Source organism: Agrobacterium sp. CG160-95 (assembly GCF_053521725.1).
The window spans coordinates 1299125-1320538 of sequence record NZ_JBNWDU010000001.1; the positions used below are offsets into that span (position 1 = coordinate 1299125).

The 21414-nt window shown below is 58.8% G+C and carries 18 protein-coding genes and 1 other RNA gene; 12 read left to right on the forward strand and 7 right to left on the reverse strand.

The window, feature by feature from the left end:
- Positions 1-34: 34 nt before the first annotated feature.
- A complete protein-coding gene (polA, locus tag ACQZ63_RS06475) occupies positions 35-3022 on the reverse strand; it encodes a DNA polymerase I (protein WP_065688448.1) in 2988 nt (995 codons plus the stop codon).
- Positions 3023-3436: 414 nt separating this feature from the next.
- Here polA and ACQZ63_RS06480 point away from each other — a divergent pair, with 414 nt between their 5' ends.
- Together ACQZ63_RS06480 and ACQZ63_RS06485 are read left to right on the forward strand one after the other, a co-directional pair.
- Complete coding sequence (locus ACQZ63_RS06480; protein WP_003514340.1) at positions 3437-3871, forward strand: MarR family winged helix-turn-helix transcriptional regulator; 435 nt, start codon at positions 3437-3439, stop codon at positions 3869-3871.
- Positions 3872-4110: 239 nt separating this feature from the next.
- Entirely contained in the window at positions 4111-5502 is a 1392-nt protein-coding gene (locus ACQZ63_RS06485; protein ID WP_113555625.1) for a dipeptidase, read from the forward strand.
- Positions 5503-5917: 415 nt separating this feature from the next.
- Here the strand turns inward: ACQZ63_RS06485 and ACQZ63_RS06490 are convergent, their stop codons facing one another.
- A complete protein-coding gene (locus ACQZ63_RS06490) occupies positions 5918-6127 on the reverse strand; it encodes a cold-shock protein (RefSeq protein WP_003514335.1) in 210 nt (69 codons plus the stop codon).
- Positions 6128-6607: 480 nt separating this feature from the next.
- Here ACQZ63_RS06490 and ACQZ63_RS06495 point away from each other — a divergent pair, with 480 nt between their 5' ends.
- From ACQZ63_RS06495 to ACQZ63_RS06505, 3 genes are all read left to right on the forward strand, one after another.
- The gene (locus ACQZ63_RS06495; RefSeq protein ID WP_113555626.1) at positions 6608-7066 is read left to right on the forward strand and encodes a YbaK/EbsC family protein; all 459 of its coding nucleotides are present in this window, start codon (positions 6608-6610) and stop codon (positions 7064-7066) included.
- 138 nt (positions 7067-7204) lie between these two features.
- Positions 7205-9508: a transglycosylase domain-containing protein gene (locus ACQZ63_RS06500; RefSeq protein WP_113157582.1), complete on the forward strand. Its 2304-nt coding sequence runs from the start codon at positions 7205-7207 to the stop codon at positions 9506-9508.
- A gap of 302 nt (positions 9509-9810) precedes the next feature.
- Complete coding sequence (locus tag ACQZ63_RS06505) at positions 9811-10539, forward strand: sugar transferase (protein WP_003514330.1); 729 nt, start codon at positions 9811-9813, stop codon at positions 10537-10539.
- 79 nt (positions 10540-10618) lie between these two features.
- Here ACQZ63_RS06505 and ACQZ63_RS06510 read toward each other — a convergent pair whose 3' ends face one another.
- On the reverse strand, positions 10619-11191 hold the full coding sequence (locus ACQZ63_RS06510) for a c-type cytochrome (protein ID WP_003514328.1): 573 nt from the start codon (positions 11189-11191) through the stop codon (positions 10619-10621).
- A gap of 150 nt (positions 11192-11341) precedes the next feature.
- Between ACQZ63_RS06510 and ACQZ63_RS06515 the strand changes: the two genes are divergently transcribed.
- Positions 11342-12097: a 3-deoxy-manno-octulosonate cytidylyltransferase gene (locus tag ACQZ63_RS06515; protein WP_038489351.1), complete on the forward strand. Its 756-nt coding sequence runs from the start codon at positions 11342-11344 to the stop codon at positions 12095-12097.
- A gap of 11 nt (positions 12098-12108) precedes the next feature.
- Positions 12109-12984 carry a prephenate dehydratase gene (locus tag ACQZ63_RS06520; RefSeq protein WP_113555659.1) on the forward strand — a complete coding sequence of 292 codons (876 nt, stop codon included), beginning with the start codon at positions 12109-12111 and terminating at the stop codon, positions 12982-12984.
- 15 nt (positions 12985-12999) lie between these two features.
- Here ACQZ63_RS06520 and nudC read toward each other — a convergent pair whose 3' ends face one another.
- Positions 13000-13962 (reverse strand): NAD(+) diphosphatase, encoded by a 963-nt coding sequence (gene nudC, locus ACQZ63_RS06525; protein WP_003514323.1) that lies wholly within the window; start codon positions 13960-13962, stop codon positions 13000-13002.
- Positions 13962-14390 (reverse strand): HIT domain-containing protein, encoded by a 429-nt coding sequence (locus tag ACQZ63_RS06530; RefSeq protein ID WP_161986907.1) that lies wholly within the window; start codon positions 14388-14390, stop codon positions 13962-13964. The genes nudC and ACQZ63_RS06530 overlap by 1 nt, the downstream gene beginning before the upstream one ends.
- A gap of 65 nt (positions 14391-14455) precedes the next feature.
- Between ACQZ63_RS06530 and ffs the strand changes: the two genes are divergently transcribed.
- The 3 genes from ffs to ACQZ63_RS06545 all read left to right on the forward strand — a co-directional run bounded on the left by ffs (position 14456) and on the right by ACQZ63_RS06545 (position 16943).
- Positions 14456-14552: signal recognition particle sRNA small type (gene ffs, locus ACQZ63_RS06535), an RNA gene on the forward strand.
- A 162-nt stretch (positions 14553-14714) separates the two neighbouring features.
- Positions 14715-16592 carry a DNA polymerase III subunit gamma/tau gene (locus ACQZ63_RS06540; RefSeq protein WP_065661520.1) on the forward strand — a complete coding sequence of 626 codons (1878 nt, stop codon included), beginning with the start codon at positions 14715-14717 and terminating at the stop codon, positions 16590-16592.
- Positions 16593-16619: 27 nt separating this feature from the next.
- Entirely contained in the window at positions 16620-16943 is a 324-nt protein-coding gene (locus ACQZ63_RS06545) for a YbaB/EbfC family nucleoid-associated protein (RefSeq protein WP_003514318.1), read from the forward strand.
- A 13-nt stretch (positions 16944-16956) separates the two neighbouring features.
- Here ACQZ63_RS06545 and ACQZ63_RS06550 read toward each other — a convergent pair whose 3' ends face one another.
- Positions 16957-17592: an MOSC domain-containing protein gene (locus ACQZ63_RS06550; RefSeq protein WP_162763600.1), complete on the reverse strand. Its 636-nt coding sequence runs from the start codon at positions 17590-17592 to the stop codon at positions 16957-16959.
- 37 nt (positions 17593-17629) lie between these two features.
- Here ACQZ63_RS06550 and recR point away from each other — a divergent pair, with 37 nt between their 5' ends.
- Positions 17630-18235, forward strand: coding sequence for a recombination mediator RecR (gene recR, locus ACQZ63_RS06555; RefSeq protein ID WP_003514308.1), 606 nt, complete (start codon positions 17630-17632; stop codon positions 18233-18235).
- Between the two features lie 123 nt (positions 18236-18358).
- Positions 18359-19597, forward strand: coding sequence for a lytic murein transglycosylase (locus ACQZ63_RS06560; protein WP_419459967.1), 1239 nt, complete (start codon positions 18359-18361; stop codon positions 19595-19597).
- Between the two features lie 90 nt (positions 19598-19687).
- Here the strand turns inward: ACQZ63_RS06560 and ACQZ63_RS06565 are convergent, their stop codons facing one another.
- Positions 19688-21316 (reverse strand): MFS transporter, encoded by a 1629-nt coding sequence (locus ACQZ63_RS06565; protein ID WP_076843882.1) that lies wholly within the window; start codon positions 21314-21316, stop codon positions 19688-19690.
- Between the last annotated feature and the right edge of the window lie 98 nt (positions 21317-21414).

A 21414-nucleotide genomic window follows, 5' to 3' on the forward strand; every position in this document is an offset into this window, starting at 1 on the left:
TGACACCAATCGGTCAATGGCCGGTCAATTCCCGTCAATGCGCCTCGTCCCAGTTGTCGGCCGCGCGGGCATCCACCTTGAGCGGAACCCTCATGGAAATAGCCGGCATGGCCGCATTTTCCATCACCGAGACGACGATGGGCAGGGTCTTTTCGATTTCCCCTTCCTCGACTTCGAAGATGAGTTCGTCATGTACCTGCAGCAGCATGCGGGCAGAAAGCTTTTCCGCCTCCAGCACCGGCTCGATACGGACCATCGCACGGCGAATGATATCGGCTGCAGACCCCTGGATAGGTGCGTTGATGGCTGCACGCTCGTTGAAGGCCTTCATGGAAGGGTTGGAGGAGCGGATTTCCGGATAATGCGCGCGGCGGCCGAAAATCGTCTCGACATAGCCGTTCTCGCGGGCGAAAGCCTTGGTCGCTTCCATGTAATCGCGAATGCCAGGAAAACGCTCGAAATATTTCTTGATATATTCGCCCGCTTCGGAGCGCGCGATGCTGAGCTGGTTGGCAAGGCCGAAAGCGGAAATACCGTAGATGATGCCGAAGTTGATGGCCTTGGCACGTCGGCGCACTTCAGACGGCATGCCTTCCACCGGCACCCCGAACATTTCCGATGCGGTCATCGCATGAATGTCGATGCCGTTTTCGAATGCGCTGCGAAGCTGCGGAATGTCGGCGACATGGGCAAGCACACGTAGCTCGATCTGGCTGTAATCGGCGGAAAGAAGCTTGTGTCCGGGGGTGGAGATGAAGGCCGTGCGGATCTTGCGGCCTTCCGCCGTGCGCACCGGAATGTTCTGAAGGTTCGGCTCCGAGGACGACAGGCGCCCCGTGGTGGTGGAGGCCAGCGCGTAGGACGTGTGAACCCGTTTCGTCTGCGGATGGACATATCCGGGAAGCGCATCCGTATAGGTCGATTTCAGCTTGGTCAGCTGCCGCCAGTCGACGATCTTTCGCGGTAATTCGGCACCTTCCGCCGCCAGATCTTCGAGAACCTGCGCCGATGTCGACCATTGGCCCGTCTTGGTCTTGGAGCCGCCAGGCAGGCCCATCCGGCCGAACAGGATATCACCGAGCTGCTTTGGCGATCCGATGTTGAAACGCTCGCCTGCCAGTTGGTAGACTTCCTCTTCGAAAGCAGCCGCCTTCTGGGCGAGTTCACCGGAGAGACGCGACAGGATCTGTCGGTCCACGGTGATGCCACGCTCCTCCATATGCGCCAGTACAGGCACCAGAGGGCGCTCCAGCCGCTCATACACACTGGTCAGCCGCTCTGCGGCAAGCCGGGGCTTCAGCACCATCCACAGCCGCAGGGTGACATCCGCGTCTTCCGCGGCGTAAGCGGTCGCCTTGTCAATATCGACGAAATCGAAGGTGATGCTCGACTTGCCCGATCCCGCCACGTCCTTGTAGGCGATCGGCGTGTGGCCGAGCCAGCGTTCGGAAAGCGTATCCATGCCATGCGTGGTTTTTCCTGCCTCAAGAACGTAGGAAATCAGCATGGTATCGTCGAAACTCTGCATGACGACGCCGTGGCGCTTCATCAGCAGGTAGTCATATTTGAGGTTCTGCGCGATTTTCAGAACGGCTTCATCCTCAAGAAGATCCTTCAAACGTGCCAGCGCCTCGGCAAACGGCACCTGTCCTTCAGCAAGCCTGATGCCATCGCTGAAAAGATCGCCACCGGAGCCGGTCTTGTGCGTCAATGGCACATAGGCAGCGCGGATATCGGTGCCTGAGGCATCCTTGCCGTTATCGGCAATCGCCAGCGAAAAACCGACGAGTTCCGCCTGCATGGGGTCGAGCGAGGTCGTTTCCGTGTCGAAGGCGACGACACCTGTTTCGCGGGCAGCGGCAACCCAACGATCCAGCTCCGCCAGATCCCTGATCGTCGTATAGGCGGTCGTGTCGATCTTGGCGGCGGAGAAAACCGTCTGCCGTGCCGTGGCGAGATCGGTGGGCGCACTGCCCTCCCCTGTCACCTTCCGTGCCGGAGCGGTGGTTGACGCCGGCACAGCGGTCTTGTCATCAGCTGCGGCAACTGCAGGCGCGGCGTCGAGGTCTGGTCCATGGGCATCAGCGCCCCATTGCACCGGCACATTGGCGGCTTCGATGGCAGAGGCGTCGCTGTCGGTGGCTTCAGCTACCCGGCGCGTCAGCGTCGTGAACTCCATTGCCTTCAGGAAAGCGATGAGTTTCGGGCCGTTCTGCGGTTCGAGCACCAGTTCTTCCAGAGACTGCTCCAGCGGCACATCGGTTCTGAGCGCCACGAGCTGTCTGGAAAGGCGGGCAAGATCGGCATTGGCGATGATGTTTTCGCGGCGTTTCTGCTGCTTGATTTCTCCTGCCCGCGCCAGCAGCGTGTCGAGATCGCCGTATTCTTCCAGCAATTGCGCGGCCGTTTTCGGCCCGATACCAGGAATACCCGGAACATTATCGGTGGAATCGCCGGTCATCGCCTGAAGGTCGATCATCTTTTCCGGGGCTACACCCCATTTTTCGACGACATCGGGAACGCCGATCTGCTTGTCCTTCATGGCGTCGTACATATGCACATTGGCCGTGACGAGCTGCATCAGGTCCTTGTCGGAAGAAATGATGGTGACATCGGCGCCAATCGCCTCCGCCTGACGGGCGTAAGTGGCGATGATGTCATCCGCCTCGAAGCCTTCCGTCTCGATGCAGGGAAGGTTGAAGGCCCGTGTCGCCTCGCGGATCAGGCCAAACTGCGGCACCAGATCTTCCGGCGGTGCGGTGCGGTTGGCCTTGTATAGATCGTACAGCTCGTTGCGGAAGGTTTTCGACGAATAGTCGAAAATCACGGCAAAATGCGTGGGCGTGACGCCGACATCGGTATTGCGCGCATCCTTCAGGAGCTTCCACAACATGTTGCAGAAGCCGGAAACGGCGTTGACCGGCAGCCCATCCGACTTGCGGTTCAGTGGGGGAATGGCATGGAACGCCCGGAAAATGAAACCGGAGCCGTCAACGAGGAAGAGATGATCGCCTTTTTTCATGGCGATATGGATAGCGCGGGGCCGTTTTGACGTCCACAGAAAGTTCAAACAACGCACCGCAAAGCGCACGGGGCTAAGCCGCTGGAGGCACCGGCAAAATTCGCGTGAACCTTACGAATTTGTAATAGATTTTCCCTTGAAAAGCCGCATTTGCACACACATTTCTTAGGGGACGGCGCCTGATCACGCCGTAGTCTGATTGTAGGCTCGTCCCCCGCCGCATCAGACCGGACAAAGGCCTTTCCCCCCTCTCCGGGCCTTTGTCCTCTTATATGACCGCCATGGCCGTCCCCTCCCGGCCATGGCGGTTTTTATTTGTGCCGGGTTTCTAACTGGCATAAACATATCATGCGATATATATCCCACTATCGAAATCGCGCGATTGCGCCGACCAGATGCCAGACGGATTGATGAATGGGTTTTTCCCGGGACGAATCGGCGATCTATCTCGCCGCAAAAATGGCGAGGGAATTCACCATGGCGCTCCAGAAGAGAGCTGCCGCGCTGGGGTTTTCTCCTGGACAATTCCCCATCCTCATCGAACTGTGGCATGAGGAGGGACTGACGCAACGGCAATTGCTGGATAGAATCGACGTGGAGCAGGCGACGCTTGCCAATACGCTGTCCCGCATGGAGCGCGACGGGCTGATCGTGCGCAAATCCCACCCAAGCGACCGCCGCGCGCAGATCATCGAACTGACCCAGCGCGGCAGGGATCTCGAGGCGAACGCCATTGCCGCTTCCGAAGCCACGGAAGATACGCTGCTGGCGGATTTCCGCCGTTTCGAAAAGCAGCTTCTGCTGGAATATATGCGCCGGGCGATCGACCGCGCAAAAAAAGCGAAATAGCATTTACAACTCGAAATGCTTTCTTTGCTCCTGGCTTCTATCGCCTGCAGCCTCCAAGGTTTTGTTTCCGCGCAGTTTAGGACGGAAAATCACTTCGCACTTTTCCTGAACTGCTCTATCGTTCCGGCGGCTGCGCGCTTGCCGATTCAACGACACGTCAGCCCCTTGTTCCCACGCGACGCGCGATACCAGGATGTTTCGTCCATCGCCGGGTTACGACAGACATGACAGGATCAGCGATGACAGACGTTTCCCCCATTCTTTCCACGGCCGACGACAACCTCACCTCCAGCCTCGAGCGATTGTTCGAACTGGTGCGCATCCCGTCCATTTCCACGGACCCCGCCTACAAGGCGGAGTGCCGCAAGGCGGCGGAATGGCTGGTCAGAACGCTTGAATCACTGGGCTTTGCGGCTTCCGTTCGCGACACGGCCGGTCATCCAATGGTGGTGGCGCATCACGACGCCGCGACAAAAGACGCGCCGCATGTGCTTTTCTACGGCCATTACGACGTGCAGCCGGTCGATCCGCTCAATCTTTGGGAAAACGATCCGTTCGAACCGGCCGTGAAAGATATCGGCGGCGGTCGGCAGGTGATCACCGGGCGTGGAACGGCTGACGACAAGGGTCAGCTGATGACCTTCGTGGAAGCCTGCCGGGCCTATAAGGCAGTCAATGGCAGTCTGCCCGTGCGCGTCACCATTCTTTTCGAGGGCGAGGAAGAATCCGGTTCGCCCTCGCTGAAGCCGTTCCTTGACGCCAATGCCGATGAGCTGAAGGCCGATTATGCACTGGTATGCGATACCAGCATGTGGGACCGCGATACGCCCGCCATCGCCGCCGCCCTTCGCGGCCTGGTCGGCGAGGAAATCACAATCACGGCGGCCGACCGCGACCTGCATTCGGGCCTTTTCGGTGGTGCGGCCGCAAATCCCATTCACATCCTGACCGATATTCTCGCCGGCTTGCATGATGAGACCGGCCGCGTGACACTTGCCGGCTTCTATGACGGCGTGGAAGAAACCCCCGCCAACATCAAGGCTTCCTGGGAAACGTTGGGCCGCACCGCCGAAGCCTTCCTCGGCGAAGTCGGCCTCTCGATTCCATCGGGCGAAAAGGGCCGCTCCGTGCTGGAGCAGACCTGGGCGCGGCCAACGGCGGAAGTCAACGGCATCATCGGCGGCTATACCGGCGACGGCTTCAAGACGGTTATCGCCGCAAAGGCCTCTGCTAAAGTGTCCTTCCGTCTCGTCGGAGAGCAAGACCCGAAAGCGGTTCGCGAGAGCTTCCGGAACTTTGTCCGCTCCAAAATTCCAGCCGATTGCTCGGTGGAATTTCACGAGCATGGTGCATCGCCGGCTATCCAGCTTTCCTATGATTCGCCAGTGCTGACGAAGGCGAAAAACGCGCTTTCGGAAGAGTGGCCCAAACCTGCCGTCGTGATCGGCATGGGGGGCTCGATCCCCATCGTTGGCGATTTCCAGAAGATGCTGGGCATGGATTCGCTGCTCGTCGGTTTCGGCCTTACCGATGACCGCATTCATTCGCCGAATGAAAAATATGACCTGCAGTCGTTCCACAAGGGCATCCGCTCCTGGATCCGCATTCTCGACGCCCTTTCCGCGAAGTAGTCAAAAAGAAAGGAGGCGCCGGTTACCCGATGCCTCCCCGTTCTCTTATATTTTGGTGGTTCAAAACAAAAAGGCCGGGCAAGCCCGACCTTTCCATCCGTTTTTCGTCAGTGCCAGTACATCCGTGGTCAAAGCGTTCAAACGGTCCGATGCTCCAGAGCGCGCCAACAAAGTCGACGCTGCTTTTCACGATCAGGATCGGCTGCTTTGGTTAATCTTTGGTTAACGCAACAACAGCGGCACTTTAAAAGCACCAGCCTGACAATTCCGTGCGGAGCACTGTTGAACCCTATATTGGTATGCACTCCAGCTTTTTCAAGAGCGGCCGGACCCGGTACACCTTCCAAAAGAAAAAGGCCGGAAAAATCCGGCCTTTCATATTCATGCGAATGACCCGTTCAGGCCAAGCCGCTTATCAGGAAGCGACGAGCTCGCCTGCAGACATCTTGCCCGAGCGGCGGTCCTGCGTCAGCTCGTAGGAGAGCTTCTGACCGTCGTTGAGGGAGGTCATACCAGCGCGCTCAACGGCGGAGATGTGAACGAATACGTCCTGCGAACCGTCGTCAGGCTGAATGAAGCCGTAGCCCTTGGTTGCGTTGAACCACTTTACTGTACCAGTCGCCATAACGATTTCCTTCCGTTGGCAAATTGTATTTGCACTGCGCGCAGTGCGGTCTTGGGTCGAATTTGAAGGAAAGATCGTCGTGTGCACCTAAAAAAGGCGCCGAAGCTCTGGTCGTCAAACAAATATCGATGCGCGAACACCTAGGTTGGAAGGGCCTGAAAGTCAAGTTTCTTTGAAAAAGCCCGGCGATTTTTGTGAAGCGTCGGCAAATGAAAGTCGCGGGAAACAAGGCCTTAAACAGCAAAAACCCGGCGCGGGAGGAGGTGCGCCGGGTTCTTGAAACTGACTGACAATTGGGAGGAGGAGTATTGTCAGTCCAATCGGGCGACGCTGGGAGGAGGAGTGCGTCGCTTCGATGATTTGAAGATACAGGATCTCCGCTCAAAAAACAGACGTTTCATCGCAGCGCAGCATTGCATAAAACGCATAGCTATTTCGCGACACCTTGAAGCCTCTTGGCATACCGCCTAATAAATACGCATGACCATCGAATCCGTCAGAGCCTTTTTTACCGAGAATTCCCCCGAAGTGACCGTTATCGAAACGGAAACGAGTTCGGCGACAGTCGCTTTGGCTGCCGAAGCGCACGGCGTCGATCCCGACCAGATTGCCAAAACGATCTGCCTGAAGGCGGGCGACACAATTCTTCTCGTCGTTGCCGCCGGCACGAAGCGGCTAGACAATCGTAAATTCCGCAATCATTTCGGCGCCAAGCCGCGCATGCTGGGGCCGGAAGAAGTCGTTACGGTGACCAGCCATCCCGTCGGCGGCGTGTGTCCTTTCGGATTGCCTTCGCCCCTTCCGGTGTTTTGCGACATATCCCTGAAAAACTATCCCGAGGTGGTTCCGGCAGCGGGTGCCACCAATGCGGCGGTAAGGATTTCGCCTGACGCGATGGCACGACTGACGGGAGCGGAATGGGTCGACGTCTGCCAATGACGCCGATTTGATCCGGCGAGGACTTAACCCCGCCTTAAATTGCCGCATTTAAACTCTTCATCCTGGATTAAGGATCGCGCAGGCATAGAAGCCTGAAGTGCGAACGGTTTCGCGAATATAAGGAGCGACTTCGGCTGGATGGCAGGCAAGGGTAAATCACGCGATCGGGTAGAGCCTTCCTTCGGGGATTTCCACGAATCCGGTGACGATCTGCGTCTTGATGCCAGCGAGCGCATTGGCGGAACCGCAAAGCAGCCCGCCAGAAAACCGAAGTCCACATCCGGCCGCGCCAAACCGCAAAAAAAGGAAAAGCGCACACGCAGTTCCGGCGGTGGCGCAACAGGCTTTATCCGGTCCCTCGTTTACTGGTGCATCGTGCTCGGCATCTGGGGCGGTATCGGCGTTGCCGGTCTTGTCCTTTATTACGGCGCGCGCATGCCGAGTGCCAGCAGTTGGACCATTCCCGAACGCCCTCCGAATGTGAAGATCGTTTCGGTGAACGGCAGCGTGCTTGCCAATCGCGGCACCACGGGTGGCGAGGCTCTCGCGCTTGAAGACATGTCGCCCTACCTTCCACAAGCGGTCATGGCGATCGAAGACCGGCGGTTCTATTCGCATTTCGGTGTGGATCCACTCGGCCTGGCCCGCGCCATCGTGACCAATGTGATGACGGGACGAACAGTGCAGGGCGGCTCGACGCTGACGCAGCAGCTGGCAAAAAACCTGTTCCTCTCACAGGACCGGACGCTGGAGCGCAAGGTGCAGGAAGTGCTGCTGGCCTTCTGGCTGGAGCATAAATACACCAAGGACCAGATCCTCGCGATGTATCTCAACCGCGTTTATTTCGGTTCCAACGCCTTTGGCGTCGAAGCCGCTTCCAGACGCTACTTCAACAAATCCGCGCGCGACGTCAATCTTGGCGAGGCGGCAACGCTTGCCGGACTTCTCAAGGCCCCCTCGCGCCTTTCACCGGCGCGCGACCCGCAGGCGGCGGAGGAGCGGGCGCAGGTCGTTCTGAGATCCATGCGCGATGTCGGGTTCATCACCGATGACGAGATCAAGACCGCGATGTCGCAGCCGCCGACCAAGGCCAAACGTTTCTGGTCCGGTGCCGAACATTACGCTGCCGATATGGTGATGGAGGAAGTTCGTGGCCTGATTGGCGACGTCAAGCAGGACATCGTCGTCGATACGACCATCGACCCCAATCTTGAACGCGACGCCGAAAAAGCACTGACCCATGTTCTGCAGGGTGATGGTAAAAAGCAGGGCGCTTCGCAAGCGGCTCTGGTTTCCATCGATGGCACAGGCGCAATCCGGGCCGTGGTCGGCGGGGCGGATTATGCCGAAAGCCAGTTCAACCGGGCCGCCAAGGCGAAACGGCAACCCGGATCGGCGTTCAAACCCTTCGTATACGTCGCCGCGCTCGAATCGGGTCTGACCCCCAGTACCATTCGCAATGACGGGCCGGTCCGCATCGGAAACTGGACACCGGAAAATTACGAGAAGAAATATCGTGGCGAAGTGACGCTTGCCACTGCGCTTGCCAATTCTCTGAACACGATCGCCGCGCAGCTGGTGATGGAAGTCGGTCCTGAGCGGGTGACGCAGGTGGCGCACCGCATGGGTATCGAATCGGAGCTTCAGAACAACGCCTCCATCGCACTCGGCACCTCGGAAGTATCGCTGATGGAGCTGACCGCCTCCTACGCTCCCTTCATGAATGGCGGCTACAAGGCGACGCCGCATATCGTCAAACGCATCTCCGATGCCGACGGCAAGGTGCTTTATGAAAACAGATACGACAACCCGCCGCGCGTGCTGAGCGAGGAGATCGCCGCGACGATGAACGGCATGTTGTCGCGCGTCATCACCGAAGGAACAGGGAAAGCCGCCCGCCTCCAGGGTTGGCAGGCAGCGGGAAAATCCGGCACGACACAGTCTTTCCGCGACGCGCTTTTTGTCGGCTACACAAGCAACCTGACAACGGGCGTCTGGTTCGGCAATGACGACGGCACATCGATGAAAAAGGTCACCGGCGGCGGCTTGCCTGCGAAGGCCTGGAAAGATTTCATGACCGCCGCCCATTCCGGGCTCTCGCCCTCGCCGCTCTTTGGTCTCGGCGCAGGCGGCGTGCCGCCGCTTGGGGAAATACAGCAACCGGCGCCCGAGAGCCCGCCTTCCTCCATCGGCGACATCATTTCCAATGCTCTCGGCGGCGGCGGAACGACAAACACTCGAGCCTATCCCGAAGCGCCCGTCTCGCCAAACGCTGGTCAGCCGGGCGTCCCCATGCCGCCTGGAAACATCCCTTCCCGCGATATCGAACCCGGCTATTCAGCCAACAATGGACCTGTGCCGCCAGCCGATATCGGCGGCCGGGCGCCGGCAACTTCCGGGCCGAAGCAGACGACCCTTCTTGATATTCTGATGGGAAATTAATTGCCTTTTGGGTAATCGGCTCGCCGGTTACCCGGCAAGCGATGGGCAGGCAACGATCCTGTCGCCTTTCCCGCAAATACTCAATTTTCCAAAGACTTGATTACACCGAATGGGCAACCAACGCAGCCAAGAGCGGAGACCGCGCTTGTGTTTGCAACATATGCGTGCATCCACGTTAACCGTAGATTGCTATTTGCGCAAAAACGATTACATTTCGGATGACTTTTTACGGTAAATGAATTATTAATCGTTCATATAAATTAATTTTCTTGTTTCAAAATAACTTTTCAGGGCTTCATATTATGCTGGGTACTAAAAGCTCATCGCATGCCGTGTTTTACGGCGCCCCTTATCCTGCGGCTGTCACTTTCGACGCGGCGGAAACACAACCTTCCATTTCAGAAACCAACACGTCGGTGTTCCTGCGCAGCCAGTTTGTGCTCAAGAGAACGATCGACATTGCAGGGGCGTCCATCGCCCTTGTCGCACTCGCGCCCGTATTGCTGACCGTCGCGGCGCTGGTCAAACTCGACAGCAAAGGGCCGGTCCTGTTCTCACAAGTCCGTTGGGGCATGAACGGGCGAAAGATAAGGGTCTATAAATTTCGCTCGATGCGGACCGAGCTGGGCGATGCCACCGGCGTGGCGCAAACGGTAAAGAACGATCCGAGGATAACCCGGATCGGCGCCGTGCTTCGCCGCACAAATGTCGACGAGCTGCCACAGCTCATCAACGTCTTGAAAGGCGACATGTCGCTGGTGGGTCCGCGCTGCCATGCCATCGGCATGCTGGCCGCCGGCCGTCTTTATGAGGAACTTGTTCCCCACTACCACCTGCGGCACCGGATGCGACCAGGCATTACCGGTCTTGCCCAGATGCGGGGTTTGCGCGGCCCGACGGATCGCAGTGACAAGGCGCGTGCCCGCATCGTGTCCGATCTTTATTACGTCGACAATTTTTCCGTCTGGCTGGATATCAAGATCATGATCGGAACGGTCATTTCCGAATTGCGCGGCGGCAAGGGTTTCTGATCTTTCAGAAATCAGACAGATAGAATCAAAAAAGCCCGGCAGCGATGCCGGGCTTTTCTTATGAAATCACCATATTCCGTCAGTTTATCGGCACGGGAGCCGCAGCCGGATCCGGCAGCGGCGCCGGGTTTGCCGACAGCGTGCGCAGATAAGCGATGAGATCGGCGCGTTCCGTCTCCTTCTTCACACCCGCAAAGCCCATGGCCGTGCCGGGAACGTGTTTCTTGGGAGCTTCGATGAAGTAGCTGAGATGATCGTAATCCCAGTGCACGGAACCGCCCTTGGAGAAATCCTTCATTGCTGCGGAGTAGCTGAAACCCGCATGGCTGGCGATCGGCCGGTTGACGATATCGAAGAGATTGGGGCCGACCTTGTTTGCACCACCACTCTCTCCGGTATGACAGCTCGTACACTTCTTGAAGACCGCCTCACCCTTGGCAGCATCCGCGCTAGCGAGCAATTTCGCGATCGGGGTTGCCGCTGCAGCGGGTTCGCCTGCAGCCTCGCCGCCGCTCGCTTCCGCGACGATGGCGTAACCTTCCTTTTCCGGGGTGGGCGCATGAAAAATGCCCTCAGACGCAATTGACACCGACATCAGAACGAAAACCGTGCCCAGCAACGCCCCAACGCCCATATTTACATAAGAATTCATCTATATGCGCTCCCTCGCATCCGCTCCATATAACCGGGCATCTTGAAATTATTCAAAAGCTATGGCTTTTGCACAGCCTGCGCAACTTGAATAATATTCCCCACTCCGTGACGTTTTGACACTTTTCGGTTGGGATTTGAAGGGTGTCGGATGAAGAATCGGGAATTCGAGAAAGCTGTCGTCCTTATACCGGCGCGGATGGCATCGACACGGCTTCCGGGCAAGCCTCTCGCGGATATTGGCGGCAAACCGATGATTGTGCAGGTTGCACTCAGGGCGCGTGAAGCTGGCGCGACGCGCATCGTCGTTGCAGTCGATGACGAACAGGTATTTTCAGCCGTAAAAAATGCCGGTTTCGACGTAATGATGACGCGAGATGATCACCAATCCGGTTCGGACCGCATTTTCGAGGCACTGCAGAAGGCCGACCCCTATGGCAACGCCGAATATATCATCAATGTTCAGGGCGACCTTCCGACCATCGAAGCGGAAACGATCCGCGCCTCGTTGCGCCCGTTGGAAAATGCCGCCGTCGACATTGCCACGCTGACGGTGGAGATCACCGACGAGGAAGAAAAGACCAATCCGAACGTGGTGAAAGTGGTTGGCAGCCCGCTTTCCGAGACGCGATTGCGCGCGCTTTATTTTACCCGCGCGACTGCGCCCTATGGCGACGGACCGCTTTATCATCACATCGGCCTTTATACCTATCGCCGCGCCGCCCTCGAAACGTTCGTGAGGCTTCAGCCTTCGCCACTCGAGAAGCGCGAAAGGCTGGAACAATTGCGCGCGCTGGAAGCGGGCATGCGTATTGATGCCGAAATCGTTCACTCCGTGCCGCTTGGCGTTGATACGCCGCACGATCTCGAAAAAGCCCGCACTATTCTCGCAAACCGAACCCTCTGATGGATAATTCCATGACCTTGAGCACAAACCGCATTGCCTTTCAGGGCGAATTTGGCGCGAATTCCGACATGGCATGCCGCGACATGTTCCCGGATATGGAGCCTTTGCCGTGCCCGACATTCGAGGATGCTTTCAATGCCGTCGAAAACGGCGAAGCCGATCTCGGCATGATCCCGATCGAGAACACGCTGGCCGGTCGCGTTGCCGATATCCATCATCTGCTGCCGGAATCACGCCTTCACATCATCGGTGAATATTTCATGCCGATCCGCTTCCAGCTGATGGTTATACCGGGCGTGAAAAAAGACGAAATCCGCACCGTTCACAGCCACATCCACGCGCTTGGCCAGTGCCGCAAGATCATCCGTTCCAACGGCTGGAAGCCCGTCGTTGCCGGCGATACGGCCGGAGCGGCGAGACTGGTTTCTGAAAAGGGTGATCGCAGCATGGCAGCGCTTGCACCGCGTCTTGCCGCCGGTCTCTACGGCCTTGATATCATGGCTGAAAATGTCGAGGATTCAGAAAACAACATCACCCGTTTCGTAATTCTTTCGCGTGATGAGAACTGGGCCAAACGCCAGTCCCAAGGCGAAGCACCAGATGAAACCATCGTCACGACCTTCGTGTTCAATGTCCGCAACATTCCGGCGGCGCTTTATAAGGCAATGGGCGGTTTCGCGACGAATGGCATCAACATGACGAAGCTGGAAAGCTACCAGCTCGGCGGAAGGTTCGTGGCAACGCAGTTCTATGCCGATATCGAAGGCCATCCGGATGACGAGCCGGTGCGGCACGCGCTGGACGAGCTGCGCTTCTTTTCCGAGAAGGTCCGAATTCTCGGCGTCTACAGGGGTCATGCGATGCGCGGCAAGCTCAACCAGAGCTGAGCCTGCCGCAAATCTTCATTTCGTCCATTCCACCCAGTCGCGCATCAGCCGGTGCGCGATGGCACCGCCCGGAGGCGCGGAAAAGCCCTCGCCCGCAGCAGCCTCCAGCATCGTGGCAACCTCCGCCCGCGTGAACCAGCGGCAATCCTCCAGCTCGATCTCATCGCGGGAAATATCGAACGAGAGAGCCTCGGCATAACAGCCGATCATCAGCGTGTGCGGCATCGGCCAGGGCTGGGAAGCGTGATAGCGCACGCGGCCGATTTCGACACCGGATTCTTCATGTGTCTCGCGGCGCACGGCCTGCTCGATCGTTTCGCCCGGCTCCACGAAACCGGCGAGGCAGGAATACATGCCCGGCGCAAAATGCGCGCCGCGTCCGAGCAGGCAAAGATCGCGCTCGATATCGATCGTCATCATGATGACAACGGGATCGGTTCGGGGAAAAATAGTGTGATTGCAGGCGGCGCATATGCGCTTGTAGCCGCCGATACGCAATTCCATCGTGCCGCCGCACCGTCCGCAGAAGCGGTTGTCGGCATTCCAGTGCGTAAGGCTGACGGCCTGGGCAACCTCGCTCAGCAATTCCTCATCGAGAAGATGGTCGCGATAAAGGGTGCGGGCATCGGCCAGCTTGTAGTGGCTCGCGAGCGTGTCTTCCGTGACGGCCACCGGCACCGCAATTCTCGGTTCGCCGGTTTCGCGGTATCCAAGCAGAACGGCATTGTCGAAATCCGGCTGCAATTCCGCCAGCTCATAGGCGGAAAACAGGGGATCTATGACCTGTTCGTCATGTTTCAGGACAAGCCGGTTGCCGGAGAACGCAAAAATATGGGTGCCATCGACTTTCAGCGCATCGGCAACGCAGTCTTCCGTCCGCTTTTCGGCGAATCGGTTGAGGGCGTTCTTGGAAAAGGCTGTCAGCAGGCTTGCTTCGGGATGGGGAGCAGTGGTTTCGAAAATAGTCATTGATATCATCAGAGCGCGCCGGATATTTTTTTCATCAAGGATTCCTTTTCGCCCGGGCCATAGGGCACTGGCGTCCCGTGACCCCAGATTGGGCCGGGCCAGCAGGTGTCGCCTTCGTTGCGGGCGATAATATGGACGTGAAGTTGCCGGACGATATTGCCCAGCGCGCCGACATTGATCTTGGTGGCCCCGGTAACGTCCTTCAGCGCGGAGGCGACGAGATTGGTCTCGAACGTCAGCACGGCCTGATCGAGCGGAGTAAGATCGAACAGCTCGCTGGCGCCGCCTCTCTGTGGCACCAGCACCAGCCAGGGCCAGCGGCTGTCGTTCTGCAAACGCAGCTCGCATAGTCCCAAACGCATTACAAGCGCACTGTCGCGCGCCAGCCTGTCGTCCAGCCGGAATGTCTCCAAGGCGTCCTCCATGTTTGTTTTCATTGTGATAGCAGTTTTTTGAAGGCTTGGCTTGCATTTGCTTTCGATATTGCCGATATGTGGCCCCGGGAGGTTGGTGGTGGACGAGCCACTCGCCAACCGGGTCAGGTCCGGAAGGAAGCAGCCCTAACGAGCCAGGCACGGGTCGCCGTGCCAGCCTCCCACCCTTTTTAAATTCCGCTCAGCTTTCGCCGGGCCGGTTCAGCCTGAAAGCGGCCCCTGCGTATCGGCATGATGTGCAGACTTTAGAGGAATAGAGCGTGCCTGATGCGTCCAATGGGACGCACGGCGCTCTAGGACAAACTGGCAAAATAAACTGGCGAGGCGATGAGCGACACCTTACCCACCACATCAAGCGAATCCCAGGGCGGGACCGGCTACCGGGTACTGGCACGCAAATATCGTCCGAAGGATTTTTCCGATCTGATGGTCGGCCAGGAGCCGATGGTCCGCACGCTGACGAATGCGTTCGAGACCGGCCGCATCGCGCAGGCCTATATGCTGACCGGTGTTCGCGGTGTGGGCAAGACGACCACCGCGCGTATTCTTGCCCGTGCGCTGAACTACAAGACCGACACCATCGACAAACCGACCATCGACCTGCGTATCCCCGGCGAACATTGTCAGGCGATCATGGAAGGCCGTCATGTCGACGTGATCGAGATGGACGCCGCCTCCCATACCGGTATTGACGACATTCGCGAGATCATCGAGCAGGTGCGTTACCGCCCGGTTTCGGCGCGCTATAAAGTCTATATCATCGACGAAGTGCACATGCTCTCGACGCAGGCCTTCAACGGTCTTCTGAAGACGTTGGAAGAGCCGCCGGAGCATGTGAAATTCATCTTCGCAACTACTGAAATCCGCAAGGTTCCGATCACCGTGCTGTCGCGGTGCCAGCGCTTCGACCTGCGCCGCATCAGCGCCGCCGATCTCGTCGGCCTGTTCACTGCCATTGCCGGCAAGGAAGGTTTCGAGGCCGAACCGCAGGCGCTCTCAATGATTGCCCGCGCGGCTGAGGGTTCCGCCCGTGACGGTCTTTCCCTGCTCGATCAGGCGATCGCCCATGGCGGCGGACGGGTGGAAGCCGAGGCGGTGCGCGGCATGCTGGGTCTTGCCGACCGGGCGCGCATCGTCGATCTTTTCCAGCACATCATCAAAGGCGATGTCGCGGCGGCACTTTCGGAATTCAACGGCCAATACGAGGCAGGCGCCAACCCCGTCGTCGTGCTGAACGACCTTGCCGATTTCACTCACCTCGTCACCCGCATGAAATATGTGCCGGATGCGGCGGAAGATCCCTCGCTGTCCGAGATCGAACGCGTGCGTGGCGCGGAATTTGCCGAGACAATCGCCGTGACCGCGCTGTCGCGTATCTGGCAGATGCTGCTCAAGGGTATTCCGGAAACTGAAAATGCCTCACGTCCTGCGGGCGCGGCCGAAATGGTGTTGATCCGCCTTTCGCACGCCGCCAATCTTCCGGCACCGGAAGACGCGGCGCGACGCCTGCTCGAACTTTCCAACAGCGATGGCGGCTATTCCAATGGCGCGCCTTCGGGTGGCGGCAATGGCGGCGGCACTCGCGCCTATTCCTCAGGACAGACAGTGGCCGCAGGAAGACCTGTGGAGCTTTCCGCCCAGAGGCCGGCAAGCTCGCAGCCTTCGACCATGCTGCGCGCCGTGCCTGACAGCCGCCCGCAGGAAATGCACGTCGCGGCACCAAAAACCGAAGAACGGCCGGAGCCGAAGGTTCCCGTCAACTCTCTTCAGGACATTGCCGACCTGTGCCAGAAAAATCGCGATCCCGTCATGCGGGCGAAGGTTCGCAACTTCGTACGGCTGGTGCGGCTGGAGCCGGGCCGGCTCGACATGCGCCTCGGCGATGGCGCACCCGGATCGCTCCCCGGCGAGCTTGGTGTGAAGCTGAAAGAGTGGACCGGTATCCACTGGATCGTCAGCCTTAGCAAGGAACAGGGTCAGCCGACGCTGGTTGAAGCCGAGGGGAGTGCGCGCGACGCCCGCCTCGTGGATGCGAGGCAGGACCCTGACGTGGCAGCCATTCTTCAACAGTTTCCAGGTGCAAAAATCACCGACGTGCGCATTCGCGTCACCCAGCAGGACGAGCCGGACGAGATCGCCCCGCCGCCTTCGGTTGCCGAATCGAGCGAGGGCGACATCCTTCCCGGCGACGATATCGAATTTTAATACATAACAAAAACAGGAGTTTGGCACATGCGCGACATCATGGGCATGATGGGCAAGGTCAAGGAAATGCAGGCCAAGATGGAAAAGATGCAGGCGGATATCGCCGCGCTTGAAGTCGAAGGCAAGTCCGGTGGCGGTCTCGTCACCGTGAAGCTGAATGGCAAGGGCAGCCTGCTGGGCCTGAAGATCGATCCGTCTCTCTTCAAGGAAGACGACGTCGAAATTCTCGAAGACCTGATCGTCGCCGCCCACAATGACGCCAAGGAGCGCGCCGAGGCCATCACCGCTGAAAAGACCAAGGAAATCACGGCTGGCCTGCCGATCCCGCCCGGCATGAAGCTGCCGTTCTGATATTCTTACGAATTCAGACTTCCAGCATGGCGCGGAACCGGCTCGCAAGCGGGGTGCCGAGATATGCGGCACGTTCGTCCCTGGTGAGCTGCATGGGGCGGAAGCGCTGGAGAATGACCGGTATGGGCAGTTTCGTTCCCTGATAGGGTTGGAAAGCGATGCCTTCACCGGCGCTGAGCATTCCACCTTTCAGAACCCGGCAATAAAAGCCCGGCTGACCCGCCTGCCGAAAACGCGGCGCGAAGCCGGGATCGCCGAGTCGGGCTGACAGGGTGGCGCAGGGAATGCGGGCGGCGGTCACTTCCAGCACCACTTCCTCGGCTGAAAACCTGTCGCCGACATGCAGTTTTGCACTATCGACACCTTCCAGAACCAGATTTTCCCCAAAAAATCCGGGCTCAACCACAAAACCCAGCGTACGCGACCAGAAATCGAGATCGGCGGAGCCCATGGCGTAGATCGCCTGATCCGGCCCGCCGTGATGTTTACGATTGCAGACAGCGTCGCTGACGATGCCTTGCGCATCGACCATCACCGCGCCCTGCACGGCATGTTTGAAAATACCCGTCTTCGCCGTCTTTCCCGGCAAGGCCTTCGCCTCGCCCCGGCACACTGCCCGTATTTTCATGGACTGCCCTTCGCGCTTCATGATTCCCGTTTCCCGATTTATGCAGTAGAAAGCGCTCATGGCAAAACGAGTCACCGGTCCCGAAATCGAAAAACTGATCCAGCTGCTTGCAAAAGTGCCGGGGCTTGGGCCCCGCTCGGCGCGGCGGGCGGCGCTGCATCTCATCAAGAAGAAGGAACAGCTTCTTGGACCGCTGGGCCACGCGATGGGTGAAGCCTATGACAAGGTGAAGATCTGCTCGTGCTGCGGCAATGTCGATACCATCGATCCCTGCACGGTCTGCGCCGATGATAGACGTGACCAGTCGGTCATCATCGTAGTGGAAGACGTGTCGGATCTGTGGGCGCTGGAGCGAGCAGGCGCCATGAATACCGCCTATCATGTGCTTGGTGGCACGCTGTCGCCGCTCGATGGCGTCGGGCCGGAAGATCTGAACATCAAGGGACTGATCGATCGCGTCAGCGCCGGCGGTATTCGCGAGCTCATCATCGCCGTCAATGCGACGGTGGAGGGACAGGCAACAGCCCATTACATCACCGACCGCCTGGCCGATCTCGGCATCAAGATCACCCGGCTTGCGCATGGCGTGCCTGTTGGCGGCGAGCTGGACTATCTCGATGAGGGCACATTGACGGCGGCGCTGCGCGCTCGCACAACGATCTGACGCCTTCTTTCCCCGTCCGTCACTCGAAGAGGAGACCGAATGCGAAACCGATTTGATTCTTTGTTTTGGCGCATTTCCAGACGGAAAACCGGCCTCCACTTTTCCTGTAAAAGCCTCAAGGCATTGGCCGCCATTCTTTCCGTTTTTTCAGCAACGGACGCTCTGGCGCAATCCGCGCCGACAGGTGCCGCTGCTGCCCGGTACGATGCCGATTTCAATGCATGGCTGAAAAAGGAAATCTGGCCGGAAGCGCGCAAGGCGGGAATTTCGCAAAAGACGCTGGAGGCTGCGCTGAGCGGCCTTTCCATCAACTGGAGTCTGCCTGATCTCGTCATCCCCGGCCAGAAGCCGCCGAAGGAACAGAGCCAGAGCCAGGCCGAATTTTCATCGCCCGGCGCTTATTTCTCCGAAAAACGATTGCAGGGGCTTGCCGCCACCGGCCGCTCTCTGGCCGCGACGCATGCCGCCACCCTTCGCCGGATCGAAGCCAAATACGGCGTGCCCGGCGATGTCGTCGTGGCGATCTGGGGCCGCGAATCCGGTTTCGGCCGTGCGAAACTGCCGCATTCGGTTGTCGATGTGCTGGCGACGAAAGCCTATATGTCTACCCGCAAGGAGATGTTCCGCACCGAGCTGATCGATGCGCTGAAGATCGTCGAAAGCGGCGATATTGCGGCCTCGCGCATGATGGGGTCCTGGGCAGGCGCGCTCGGTCAGCCGCAATTCATGCCGTCGAGCTATCTCAAATATGCCGTTGATTTCGATGGCGACGGCCACCGCGATATCTGGAACTCCGTGCCGGACGCATTGGCATCCATAGCGAACTATCTTTCGCAGCGCGGCTGGCAGAGGGATCGCGACTGGGGCTTCGAAGTGTCTATACCCGGCAACGTCTCCTGCGCCCAGGAAGGCCCGGATCTTGCCCGGCCGGTGAGTGCGTGGGCGAAGATGGGGATCACCCGCATTTCCGGAAAGGCCTTTCCATCCAATGACCTCTCCGCCGACGGCATGATGCTTGTGCCGGCCGGGCGGCACGGGCCGGAATTCGTGGTGACGCCGAATTTCTACGTCATCAAGGAATACAATAATTCCGATCTCTACGCGCTGTTCATTGGCAATCTCGCCGACCGCATCTCCCATGGGGCGGGGCCGTTCAAGGGCGAATGGGGCAATGTCGGATCGATGTTGCGCTCCGACGTTCTTGCCATGCAGAAGGCACTCGTCGCCAAGGGCTATGATGTCGGCAAAGCGGACGGGCTGGCCGGCTTCAAGACACGCCGGTCACTGGGCGACTGGCAGGCGAAAAACGGAATGTCACCGACCTGCTTTCCCGATGCTACGCTGAAAGCGAAGCTGAAATAGCAACTTACTGGCGACGTGTGAAAACCTCTCCTCCGTCATGCGCGGGCTTGTCCCGAGCATGACATCGCCACTGCTTAGCCCTATCGTCTCTCAATGCTGGTCCGTATGCGGCTTGTGGAAGATGTCATCTGTCGGCGGAATGGTTTGCCGCTCGATCATCCGGTGCACGCGGGGCCGTGTCTTGCCGCGATGAAGGGCCAGCAGCCGGTCCCAGGCTTCCGCATCCGCCTGGGTGCGGCGGTGGTTGTGGCGGACATATTCCACCCATGTCAGTACGTGGTAGCTTTCCGTCCAGATATCTGGATTTTCCAGATCACGCATCAGGTTCCAGTTGCGCGCGCCATCGCGCAGACGGATGCGGCGACGCTCGGCCATCAACGGCAGGAATTCGCCGAGATCCTCGTCATGAATTTCATAGTCTATGAGAATGGCAATCGGCCCGCTGCGCGGCTTGATATCGAGCCTTAGCGGCGGTTCGACGAAACGGTTGAGCGGATCGAGATTGAGTGAAGCAAAAGCGGGCATGGCGAGTTTGAGGCCGACGACGACGCCCAGCAGCATCAGCACGCACGAACCGAGAAGCGAATAGGAAATACCGTAATCTTCCGCCAGCTCGCCCCACAGCCAACTGCCGACGGCGATGCCGCCGAAGGTCAGCGTCTGGTAAAGCGACAGCGCCCGGCCCACCACCCAGCGCGGGGCAGAAAGCTGGACGATGGTATTGAACAGGGAAAGCGCCAGAACCCAGCAGGCACCGGCAATAGTCAAAACAAGCGAGGTTACGATCGCGTTCGTGCTGACCGCCGTCACGCCGGAACTGAAGGCGAAGCCCAAAAAGGCGACACGCACGATCCATTCGCTGGATAGAACCTCGCGAAGTCTGGCGCTGACGAGCGCGCCGCCGATAGCGCCGACACCGAACGCACCCAGCATGACGCCGTAGGTCAGCGGGCCACCCTCGACCAGATCGCGGGCAACGATCGGCATCAGCGCCAGGATGGCGCTGGCGGAAAGGCCGAAGAGAAAGCCACGCACCAGAACCTTGCCGATATTCGGCGACATCGCCACATAACGCATCCCGGCCGATATGGCGGCAAGAAGCTGCTCGCGCGGCAAGGTCGAGGCATATTTGGGCGGCTGCCAGCGAACCAGCGCGTAGATCAGGGCGAAATAGCTGAGCGCGTTCACGAAAAACGCGGCCGCGGCGCCGGCGGCAGCGACGATGATGCCGCCGATGGCAGGACCGACGCTGCGGGTGATGTTGAAGCCCACGCTGTTCAGCGTCACGGCGGCGGGCAAATCCTCACGCGGCACCATTTCGCCGACGGACGCCTGCCAGGACGGATTGTTGAGCGCCGTGCCACAGCCGATCATGAAGGTGAAGAAGAGCAGCAACCACGGAGTGAGCCAGCCGGACCAGGCAAAAACCGTCAGCAGCACGGAAGCCGTCAGCATCAGGATCTGAGCGGAAATCATGATGCGGCGGCGGTCGAAACTATCGGCCAATGCGCCTGAAATCAGCGAAAACATCATGATCGGCAGCGAGGTGGAGGCCTGTACCAGCGCGATCATGTTTTCGGAACTCGACAGCGAGGTCATCATCCACGCGGCGCCAACCGCCTGGATCAGACCGCCGAAATTCGAGGCAAGGCTCGCGATCCAGATTCGTCTGTAAGTCAAATGCCTTAAAGGCGCGAGTGGCGATTTACGGTCAGGCACGATCAGTCCACTTGATGCAACTGCGATTTGTCAAACGGCAACTATAGACAGTGCCGGAAATCATGCCACCCTTTCCGACACGGTGAAGGTGAAAATGT

What these genes read in the sequence shown, in the direction of transcription:
- ACQZ63_RS06485 (WP_113555625.1), top strand. Translation starts at nt 4,111, where the DNA reads ATGACAGACGTTTCCCCCATTCTTTCCACGGCCGACGACAACCTCACC.
- ACQZ63_RS06520 (WP_113555659.1), top strand. Translation starts at nt 12,109, where the DNA reads ATGACCTTGAGCACAAACCGCATTGCCTTTCAGGGCGAATTTGGCGCG.
- nudC (WP_003514323.1), bottom strand. Translation starts at nt 13,962, where the DNA reads ATGATATCAATGACTATTTTCGAAACCACTGCTCCCCATCCCGAAGCA.
- ACQZ63_RS06500 (WP_113157582.1), top strand. Translation starts at nt 7,205, where the DNA reads ATGGCAGGCAAGGGTAAATCACGCGATCGGGTAGAGCCTTCCTTCGGG.
- polA (WP_065688448.1), bottom strand. Translation starts at nt 3,022, where the DNA reads ATGAAAAAAGGCGATCATCTCTTCCTCGTTGACGGCTCCGGTTTCATT.
- ACQZ63_RS06515 (WP_038489351.1), top strand. Translation starts at nt 11,342, where the DNA reads ATGAAGAATCGGGAATTCGAGAAAGCTGTCGTCCTTATACCGGCGCGG.
- ACQZ63_RS06545 (WP_003514318.1), top strand. Translation starts at nt 16,620, where the DNA reads ATGCGCGACATCATGGGCATGATGGGCAAGGTCAAGGAAATGCAGGCC.
- ACQZ63_RS06505 (WP_003514330.1), top strand. Translation starts at nt 9,811, where the DNA reads ATGCTGGGTACTAAAAGCTCATCGCATGCCGTGTTTTACGGCGCCCCT.
- ACQZ63_RS06480 (WP_003514340.1), top strand. Translation starts at nt 3,437, where the DNA reads ATGGGTTTTTCCCGGGACGAATCGGCGATCTATCTCGCCGCAAAAATG.
- ACQZ63_RS06490 (WP_003514335.1), bottom strand. Translation starts at nt 6,127, where the DNA reads ATGGCGACTGGTACAGTAAAGTGGTTCAACGCAACCAAGGGCTACGGC.
- ACQZ63_RS06510 (WP_003514328.1), bottom strand. Translation starts at nt 11,191, where the DNA reads ATGAATTCTTATGTAAATATGGGCGTTGGGGCGTTGCTGGGCACGGTT.
- ACQZ63_RS06540 (WP_065661520.1), top strand. Translation starts at nt 14,715, where the DNA reads ATGAGCGACACCTTACCCACCACATCAAGCGAATCCCAGGGCGGGACC.
- ACQZ63_RS06550 (WP_162763600.1), bottom strand. Translation starts at nt 17,592, where the DNA reads ATGAAGCGCGAAGGGCAGTCCATGAAAATACGGGCAGTGTGCCGGGGC.
- recR (WP_003514308.1), top strand. Translation starts at nt 17,630, where the DNA reads ATGGCAAAACGAGTCACCGGTCCCGAAATCGAAAAACTGATCCAGCTG.
- ACQZ63_RS06530 (WP_161986907.1), bottom strand. Translation starts at nt 14,390, where the DNA reads ATGAAAACAAACATGGAGGACGCCTTGGAGACATTCCGGCTGGACGAC.
- ACQZ63_RS06495 (WP_113555626.1), top strand. Translation starts at nt 6,608, where the DNA reads ATGACCATCGAATCCGTCAGAGCCTTTTTTACCGAGAATTCCCCCGAA.